Below are 8,826 nucleotides of genomic sequence, written 5' to 3' on the forward strand. Positions count from 1 at the left end.
GGCGCGGCCCGGCGCGGCCCCGGCGGACGGCTGACCCGGGTGGCCGGGGCCCTGGCCGACATCACCGACCACAAGCAGGGCGACGCCATCGCGGGCATCCTGTTCCACATCGCCAACGCCATCAACGAAACGCGCGACCTGGACGAGTTGTTCCTGTCCATCCATGCGGCCCTGCGCCGCCACGTGCAGGCGCCCAACTTCTTCATCGCCCTCGTCAATGAACCGGAAGACCGGCTGGACTTCGCCTACTTCGCCGACGAGCGCGACGCCCGCTACAACCCGGTGGAGCGCATTTCCGACCCCGCCGTGCAAAGCCCCACGCTGGAGGTCATCCGCACCGGCAGGCAGGTGCACCTGCACAGCGACGACATCGAGGCGCGCCCGGTATTCGGGGCGCGCCCGGCGGCCTGGCTGGGCACCCCACTGCGCTCGCGGGGCAAGGTCATCGGGGCCATGGTGGTGCAACACTACGAGGATTCGGAATTCTTCTCGGCCCGCGACGCGGAACTGATGGTGCCGGTGGCCGAACAGGTGGCCGTGGCCATTGAACGCAAGCAGGGCGAGGAAATGCTGACCCATCTCGCCCTGCACGACCCGCTTACCGGTCTGCCCAACCGCGCCCTGCTGCTGGACCGCATCGATAGGGCCATCCAGCGCCGCCGCCGCAACGACAGCTACCGCTTTGCCGTGCTGATGCTGGACCTGGACCGCTTCAAGTTCATCAACGACAGCCACGGCCACACCACGGGCGACAACCTGCTGGTGGAAGTGGCCCGGCGCATGCGCCCGGTGGTGCGCGCGGGCGACACCGTGGCCCGCCTTGGTGGCGACGAGTTTGCCCTGCTGCTGGAAGACGTGGATTCGCCCCGGCGCGTCGTGCAGATCACCCGTCGCCTGCTGGCCGCGCTGGAACGCCCGGTGCGCATGGGCACCAAGGTGGTGCGTACGTCCGCCAGCATCGGCATGGTGCTGCGCACCCAGGGGTACGATACCGCCGATGCACTGCTGCGCGACGCGGACATCGCCATGTACCAGGCGAAAGCCCAGGGCAAGGGGCGGTTCCGGGTGTTCAACCAGGCCATGCACCGCCACACCATGGAAATGATGACCCTGGAAGGCGATCTTTCCATGGCCATGCGCCGCAAGCAGCTGTACCTGGAATACCAACCGGTGTTCGACGTGGACGGCGCACGGCTGCTGGGCTTCGAGGCGCTGGTGCGCTGGCGGCACCCCACGGAAGGCGCGGTGCCGCCCGCCCGGTTCATTCCCATGGCCGAGGAAACGGGGCTGATCCTGCGCATCGGCCAGTGGGTGCTGGAACAGGCGGCGGCCACCCTGGCCCGCTGGCGGGCAACCCTGCCCGGCGCGCGCAACCTGTACGTTTCGGTGAACCTGTCGGCGCGGCAGGCATCGCAGCCCAACCTTACCGGGCGCGTGGCCCGCGTCCTGTCCGACACAGGGCTGCCGCCGGAAGCCCTGAAGCTGGAGATTACCGAAACGGCCATCATGAAGGATCCGGACGGTGCGTTGCAGCGGCTGGAAGCCCTGCGCAGGCTGGGGGTGGGCATCGGCATCGACGACTTCGGCACCGGCTACTCGTCCCTGGCCTATCTGCAACGCTTTCCGGTGGACACCCTGAAGGTGGACCGCTCGTTCGTGTCCGCCGTGGCCGGGGACGCGGAAAACCGCGAGATAGTGCGCACCGTGGTCACCCTGGGCCGCAGCCTTGGCCTGCACGTGGTGGCCGAAGGGGTGGAGACGGCGGAACAGTTCGCCATCGTGGCCGAACTGGGCTGCCACTCGGTGCAGGGGTACCATTTTTCCCGCCCCGTTGCCGAGGACCGGGCCGTGGATTTCATCGCCGCCGGGGGCGTTCCCGCCGCTTCGGAAGGTGCGGAGGATGCCGACGGACCGACAGATTCCAGCAAACCGGAAGATTCGAACAGACCGGAACAAGCCGGAGCCAGCGGCCACGCCACGCCCGAACCGCGCTGACAGGCTCTCTGGCTCTCCCCGGCTCTCCCCGGCTCTCCCCGGCTCTCTCTGACAGGCGCTCGCTCACCGGCCATGCGCCGGACAACACGCCGAGGAATACACCATGACAGCACCACGCATCCTGCTGACCAATGACGACGGCGTGCACTCGCCCGGCCTGCTGGCCGCGGCAGAGGCGCTGCACCCCCTGGGCGGGGTGGACGTGTTCGCACCGCTGCGCCAGCAGACGGCCATGGGCCGTGCCCAGACCGGCGACCGCAACGCCACCCTGCAACAGGTGGAACTTGCCGTGGCGGGCGCGCCGTTGCAGGCCTGGGCCTGCGATGCATCCCCTGCGGCCACGGTGGGCCACGGGCTGAAGGTGATGCCCGGCTACGCCCCCGCGCTGCTGGTATCCGGCATCAACTACGGCGAAAACCTGGGGGCCAGCATCACCAGCTCCGGCACGGTGGGCGCCGCGCTGGAGGGGGCCTGCCGGGGCATTCCGGCACTGGCGGTATCCATGGAAACGGGCATCGAATCGCACCACGCCTACACCGAGCAGGACTGGAGCGCGGCCATGCACTTTCTGACGCTATTCGCGGGCATGGTGCTGGAACGCGGCCTGCCCGGCGACGTGCACGTGCTGAAGATAGACGTGCCCGCCGGGGCCACCCCGGATACGCCGTGGCGGCTGACCCGCCTTTCGCCGGACATGTACTACGAATCGCGCCTGGCCGCCCCCTCGCTGGGCAGCAGGCTGGGCGACGCCACCGTGACCAAGGGGGCCGCACCCGGCGAATCGCCGGAAACCGATGTGTACGCCCTGAGCGTGGACCGGGTGGTTTCGGTAACCCCGCTGACCCTCGACTTTACGGCGCGCACCGCATTCGGCGACATCCGCGCCTGGCTGGACGGCGGCCGCTGAATTGACGGACACCGAACCGGCCAGCAATCAGACCACGTCGCATGAAAAAACCCGGAGCAAGCTCCGGGTTTTTTGTTGTCCGCACGGCGGTGCGCAATGCCACCGCGATAAAACTAGCAGACGCAGCGCAATACCTTCAGGCCTTCCTGAAAGAGTATTTCCACCTTGTCGGGGCGCACCACGGCGCGCACTTCGCCGGGGCCGAACACCGGGTGGTCGATGATCTCGCCCACTTCGTAGCTTTCACTCATGCTGTACTTACGATTGTTTTCCGCAGGGTTGCGGGTCATGGCGACCTTCCAGGCCACTTCGGTGGCCTCGGCGTCGCGCGCGGCCCGCTGATTGGCGCGGGTGGCCGCAGCCTTGCGGGCAGCCTCGGAGCGCGAGTTGGAAACGTCCACGGCTTCGGCGCGGGTGGCACCCGCACGCACCTTGCGCACGGAGGGTGCGGCGCTGCGCGGGGCGTCCTTTTTCTGGGGACGGTATTTGTGCACCGAGCCGCAGGCCCGGCATTCGACCTTCACCACTTCACCGCCGACCATGGCCACGATGACATGGCCGGTAATGTCGTTGCATCGTGTGCACTTGGCCTCGATGATCGCCCCGGCGGCAAGTCCTGTACTGCGCATCAACACACCTTTCGCTTGTCGGGCGACACGGGCCGTCCGGCGGCCATGCCGCCGGGCGTACCGCCATCCCGGAAAAGAATGAATCCCCCCCGCGCCCGTTGGCCGCCCATTCCCGGCAAGGGAACGACGCGGCACCCGGCGGGGTGCATGCCCGCATCCGTGTACCCCGCAACAATGCCCGGCGCGCCGCCACCGGCCCTTCCCCCCTTTGACGCGGCCTGCATTCCGCGACGCGTCCGCAATATCTGCGGGCGGACGACGCACTGCCCCCGGACGCTCGGTCCGGGTGCGGCGGGCATCGGCCCGTGGACGCAACTGTTGGGGATTATGGAAAACCGGCGGCATGGCCGTGGCAAAACATCCACCGCCGCAAAAAAACCACAGGCTGGCACCTGTGGTCGGGCGGGGTGTTGCGGAACGGCTTCCTTACCCCCGCAGGGCGGCGAAGGCAAGCCCAAAAGGCACTCGTCGGGCCGTCGCCGGACTGCCTTCCCCTTCGAACAGGACGTGAAACGGAAGCAAACCGGATGCTAACCGGATGCTAACCGGAAACACCACAAACAGGAATGGACAGGGGCATGCCGGTACGGAGACAGTCGGGACGCGGCTATGCTTCCGGCTCCTGCGTGGTCAGGACGGCAGTGCACGCCTCGCGCCAGGCCGTCATGCGCCCCTCAAGCCCGCAGGCCGCCAGCCAGTCGTTGTCCGCCGGTCGCGGCGCCCGGCCCGGCGTCAGCACCACCAGTTCATGGTGCAGCGCATTGGCGGCATGCACCGCCGCCACGCAGGCCGTACCCTCGGTGCCACACGAGGATGCGTGATGGCGGTACACCGACTCCACCACGGCATCGGGCAGGCCCCACAGCGCCAGCAGATACGCCCCCATTTCGGCGTGCGAGGCGCCGAACACCTCGCGCTCGGCATCATGCACCGTGGCGCCCCCCTCGCGCACCCGCGCCAGGGCCGCACCGTACTCCCCGGGCATGTGGGCCAGCAGCACCAGCTTGCCCACGTCGTGCAGCAGCCCGGCAATGAAGCAGTCGTCCTGCTCCGCCGCCGAAAGCCCCTCCGCCGCCGCGATGGCTCGGCTGAACCGCCCCACCCCGGTGCAGTGGCGCCACAGCAGGTCCGTGGAACAGCCCAGTTCCGGCGCCAGGGTGAACTGCCGGAACAGCTCGGAAAGCAGCAGCAGGCCGCGTACCGTCTCCAGCCCCAGCAGTACCACCGCCTGGCGAGGCGTGGCGATGTGGCGGCGCAACCCGAAGAACGAGGAATTGACCAGCTTGAGCACCGACGCGGTCATGCCCATGTCCTGCGAAACCATGCCGCCGATGCGTTGCAGCGAGGGCTCCGGCTTGTCCATTTCCTCGCGCAGGGCGGCGAAGACCTCCGGCAGCGAGGGCAACGAGCCGATGGCCCCCAGCACCCCCTTGATGCGCGGGTTGCACAATACTGCGCGCAGGCGCAGGGCACGATTCACGGTGCGGGTCAGGTCCTCGTGGCTGCACGGCTTGCTGAGGAACTGATGGGCCGGTTTCACCGTGCGCATGATCATGGCGTAGTCGGAATAGCCGGAAAGGATGATGCGCAAGGTATCGGGAAAGCGACGCTGCACTTCGGCCAACAGCCTGTCCCCGTCCATTCCGGGCATGCGCATGTCCGAAACCACCACGTCGTGCGGCTCGCGCGCAAGAATGTCCAGCGCCTCGCTCCCGCTGCCGGCAAAGGACATCTGCCATGCATCGCGCATATGGCGCAGCGCCAGACGCAGCCCGTGCAGCACGTTGGGCTCGTCGTCCACGAAGAGCACCCGCAACTTGTCCCGCGAGTCCTGCTGCGTACATTCCATCGGCACCCCCCTGGTGATCCGGCCCGGCTTGCGCAAGGCGGCGGGCTCCGCACAAGTCTAGCATCCGCCCATCGTTCAGGCAACGCATACGCACGAACCGCACGACCGTCCCCGCTCCCGCGCGACGCCCTTACGCAACGCCGCGAATGATGGTACACACGCCCCCATCAACGCACCCGCGCGGTGCGCATTTCCGGAGTACACCCGCCATGGCCACAGCCTATACGACCTCCCCGGATGCCGCCCCCATGGGCAGCCTGCGCGTACGCACCCTGCATCTGGCGCCGGACTGCACCATTGCCGCCATGCCGCCCGGCACGGAAGCGCCCGCGACGGCCAACGGCGCCTGCCCGAGGACGACAGACCCCGCCATGGCAAGCGGGGCCGCCCCCGCGAACCCTGCCGCCATGTCCCCAAATGGTGACGAGGTTTCGAGGCCCGCCGACATGACGCCGAACGGTGCCGAACCCGCAAGGCCCGCCGGCATGACGCCGAACGGTGCCGACCCCGCAAGGCCCGCCGACATCTGGCCAGGCAGTGCCGAGCCCCCGAGGCCTGCCGTCATCTGGCATGACGTCACCACCACCTCGCGCGACGACCTGGGCCGCTTTCTGGCCCCCTACGACCTGCCCGACGACGTGACCGAAGCCTGCCTTGCGCCGCGCCGTTATCCCGAAGTCAGCGTGTTCCCCTCGGGCATCATGGTCCACCTGCCCACCCGCCACGACTGGATCGCGCTGCATGGCCGCTACCTGACCGTACTCTGCCTGCCTGGCCGCATGATCACCCTGCACGACGAGGACATCCCCCTGCTGGACAAACTGGTGCAGATGATCCGCTCCGGCAACGCGCCGCTCCAGGCCAGCGTGCAGGCCCTGCTCATCTTTCTGCTGGACGCCTGCATCGACGCCAACGTGCACTTCTACATGGAAGCCCGCACGCACGTGGAACAGCTGGCCGAACTGCTGGACGACACCCCAGATGCGGTCAGCCCCGACGACATCCTGCCGCTGAAGCGCGCCATCACCCGGCTGTCCATCCAGTTCGAGGACCAGTTCTACTGCCTGGCCACGCTCCAGACATTGCAGGCCACCGCCCTGCCCCTGACCAGCCAGCGCGAGGGCCTGCGCGACATCATGGACAACCAGAGCCACCTGGCCCGCAGCCAGGCGCGGCTGGAAATGCGCCTGCGCGACCTGTACCAGTTCTACCTGCTGGTCCTGCAACGCCGCACCGACCACCGCATCCGGGTGCTCACCGTGCTCACGGCGGTGTGCATGCCTCTCTCGGTCATTGCGGGCATCTACGGCATGAACTTCCGCCACATGCCGGAACTGGACTGGGACTACGGCTACTACGTGGCGCTGGGCGGCATGCTGGCGGTGGCCGGGGGCATGATGTGGTTCTTCCACAAGCGCGGCTGGTTCCGGTAGGGACTGTCTCCCGATTGTCCTTGCGCCCGTTGGCCAATCGACGCGAAGGGCGCGAAGCGTGCCTGCCCGCAATGAAAAGGCCCCCGGCATTGCCGGGGGCCTTTTCATTGCGACGGTGGGGATGCGTTACCCCTGCGAGATTTCGATGCGCCGCGGCTTGGCGGCTTCAGCCTTGGGCAGGAACAGGTTCAGCACCCCGTCCTTGAGCACGGCGCGGATGCGCTCCCTGTCCACCATGTCCGACAGGGTGAAGGTGCGCACGAACTCCACGGCGTCGAACTCTGCGTGCATGCGCCTGTCGTTGCCCGCCGGGGCATAGCTGCTGCGCCCGGTGACGGTGACCTCGTTCTCTTCGAGGTCGATGGTCAGCCCGTCCGGCGGCACGCCGGGCAGGTCCATCAGGATGTGGAAGCCGTCGGCCTGTTCGATGATGTCCGTGGCCGGGGAAACCCGTTCGATGCGCGTGGCGCTGCCCTCGCGCACCGATGCGGCCCGTTCGGTGTCGCCGGTTTCACGGGCGCGAGCCAGGCTGGCGTTGCGTTCGGTAATGTCGGGCATCATTGCACACCTCCTGCCTGCGCTTCGACGGCGATCTTGCGCGGCTTCACGGCTTCGGCCTTGGGCAGGGTCACCCGCAGGATGCCGTTCTCGCTACGGGCGGAAACGCGGTCGCGGTCCACGGGCACGTTCAGGCTCAGGATGCGCTGGAACGATCCGGACAGGCGTTCCTGCCTGAAATACCTGCCCTCGGTGGCCTTGCGCTCGCCCTTGATGATCAGGTTGCGATCGGTAAGGGTCAACTCGACATCTCCGGGAACCACGCCGGGAACGCTGACGTCTACAGTGTAGCCGTCATCGTTCTCGTGCACGTTCAGCAACGGGTATGCAGTGCGGCGCGAGCTGAACGAATGCAAACGCGACATCTCGTCGAACATCCTCTCGAAACTTTTCGGCATGTCGTACAGTGTGCTGAAGTCAATCACCATGATGGTACCTCCTTGGTTCGGCACGTTCATGATTTGCCATCGCCACAGTGCGGGGGCACGCGAATGAAGCACGCTATCCACCGCACCCTTTCCGGAAATTAGCTAAATCCGGTCACGGCGGTGTCAACACCCCCGGCGTGCACTTTGTCGCACGTCCATTTTCGGGACGGCCCGAAACCGGGCCGGACGCTTCCGAAATCGGCCACTGTGGCCGCAGCCCGCGCCGGGCCTTGGAAAACCGCTTCCGCCGGACGGTTGACCCGGCTTCGCGCTTCCTCTACATGGTGGGGCGCGTCCCCGCATTCCGCGGGGGGCGCGATGCAAGGAGCACCCCATGCGCATTTCGGTGGATGTGGAAGCGAACCTGCCGGACACCCTGCGCGGCCCGGAAGGCGGCACCGGCCCCCAGGCCGCGCGAGAGGAACTGGGCGTCATCGCCGGGGCGGCACGCGGCCTTTCCGACGTGGTACGCATTGCGCGCATTCTTGTGCCCGCAGACTTCGCCGCCACGCTGGCCGAACTGGCCCCGCATCGCCACGCACCCCGCCCGCGCACGGCGTCTTCCGCTTCTGCCGCGCCCACTGCCCCTGCTGCCCCCACCGCCCCCAAGGCCACTACGGCCACTACCGCCCCTATCGCCCCTACCGCAATGACGGCAGCCATCCCCGCCCCGCAGGGCTGGGTACTGGTCTTCCACCCCGGCATCTACGGGCCGGAACACGACGCCCACATGCGCTACGCCCTGTACTGGCGCGAACTGACCCGCCTGGTGAACAAGGGGCGGCTGCCCGTGCCCCTGCGCACTGCCGACGGCGCTCCCCGGCAGGACCGCCACGCCGTGCTGCTTACCGCCGTTTCGCGCCTGTTCGGCGAATACGACGCCGCCCGCAAGGCCTGGGACTTTCGTGACGGGCTGCTGCGCAAGGTGCTGCGGCAGGAACTTTCCGAGCGCGCCCGCACCGCCCTGCTGCACGCCTTTGCCGCCGACCTCGGCCACGCCACCTCGGCGGATGCGCGCACCTGGCTG

General features: G+C 67.9%; 8 protein-coding genes. 4 read left to right on the forward strand and 4 right to left on the reverse strand.

Annotated features, from left to right (window positions below; genetic code table 11):
- Together FVW27_RS01750 and surE are read left to right on the forward strand one after the other, a co-directional pair.
- Positions 1–1,995 (forward strand): putative bifunctional diguanylate cyclase/phosphodiesterase (locus FVW27_RS01750; RefSeq protein ID WP_243838147.1); only part of this gene is annotated, 1,995 nt, incomplete at its 5' end.
- Positions 1,996–2,098: 103 nt separating this feature from the next.
- Positions 2,099–2,902 (forward strand): 5'/3'-nucleotidase SurE, encoded by an 804-nt coding sequence (gene surE, locus FVW27_RS01755; RefSeq protein WP_167122208.1) that lies wholly within the window; start codon positions 2,099–2,101, stop codon positions 2,900–2,902.
- A gap of 113 nt (positions 2,903–3,015) precedes the next feature.
- On the opposite strand, the gene FVW27_RS01760 is transcribed toward surE, so the two are convergent.
- Positions 3,016–3,531 (reverse strand): hypothetical protein, encoded by a 516-nt coding sequence (locus FVW27_RS01760; protein WP_167122210.1) that lies wholly within the window; start codon positions 3,529–3,531, stop codon positions 3,016–3,018.
- Positions 3,532–4,138: 607 nt separating this feature from the next.
- Positions 4,139–5,380, reverse strand: coding sequence for a response regulator (locus FVW27_RS01765; protein WP_167122211.1), 1,242 nt, complete (start codon positions 5,378–5,380; stop codon positions 4,139–4,141).
- A gap of 209 nt (positions 5,381–5,589) precedes the next feature.
- On the opposite strand from FVW27_RS01765, the gene FVW27_RS01770 reads away from it, so the two are divergent.
- A complete protein-coding gene (locus FVW27_RS01770) occupies positions 5,590–6,813 on the forward strand; it encodes a magnesium transporter CorA family protein (protein WP_243838148.1) in 1,224 nt (407 codons plus the stop codon).
- A gap of 126 nt (positions 6,814–6,939) precedes the next feature.
- On the opposite strand, the gene FVW27_RS01775 is transcribed toward FVW27_RS01770, so the two are convergent.
- Together FVW27_RS01775 and FVW27_RS01780 are read right to left on the reverse strand one after the other, a co-directional pair.
- The gene (locus FVW27_RS01775; protein WP_208294568.1) at positions 6,940–7,371 is read right to left on the reverse strand and encodes an Hsp20/alpha crystallin family protein; all 432 of its coding nucleotides are present in this window, start codon (positions 7,369–7,371) and stop codon (positions 6,940–6,942) included.
- Positions 7,371–7,799: an Hsp20/alpha crystallin family protein gene (locus FVW27_RS01780; RefSeq protein ID WP_167122212.1), complete on the reverse strand. Its 429-nt coding sequence runs from the start codon at positions 7,797–7,799 to the stop codon at positions 7,371–7,373. The genes FVW27_RS01775 and FVW27_RS01780 overlap by 1 nt, the downstream gene beginning before the upstream one ends.
- A gap of 334 nt (positions 7,800–8,133) precedes the next feature.
- Here FVW27_RS01780 and FVW27_RS01785 point away from each other — a divergent pair.
- The coding region (locus FVW27_RS01785; protein WP_167122213.1) for a hypothetical protein at positions 8,134–8,826 on the forward strand (693 nt) is incomplete at its 3' end.

This window comes from Nitratidesulfovibrio liaohensis, assembly GCF_011682075.1.
Classification (GTDB): domain Bacteria; phylum Desulfobacterota; class Desulfovibrionia; order Desulfovibrionales; family Desulfovibrionaceae; genus Cupidesulfovibrio; species Cupidesulfovibrio liaohensis.

Coding starts and splice junctions, on each gene's coding strand:
- surE (WP_167122208.1), top strand. CDS start 2,099: ATGACAGCACCACGCATCCTGCTGACCAATGACGACGGCGTGCACTCG.
- FVW27_RS01760 (WP_167122210.1), bottom strand. CDS start 3,531: ATGCGCAGTACAGGACTTGCCGCCGGGGCGATCATCGAGGCCAAGTGC.
- FVW27_RS01765 (WP_167122211.1), bottom strand. CDS start 5,380: ATGGAATGTACGCAGCAGGACTCGCGGGACAAGTTGCGGGTGCTCTTC.
- FVW27_RS01770 (WP_243838148.1), top strand. CDS start 5,590: ATGGCCACAGCCTATACGACCTCCCCGGATGCCGCCCCCATGGGCAGC.
- FVW27_RS01775 (WP_208294568.1), bottom strand. CDS start 7,371: ATGCCCGACATTACCGAACGCAACGCCAGCCTGGCTCGCGCCCGTGAA.
- FVW27_RS01780 (WP_167122212.1), bottom strand. CDS start 7,799: ATGGTGATTGACTTCAGCACACTGTACGACATGCCGAAAAGTTTCGAG.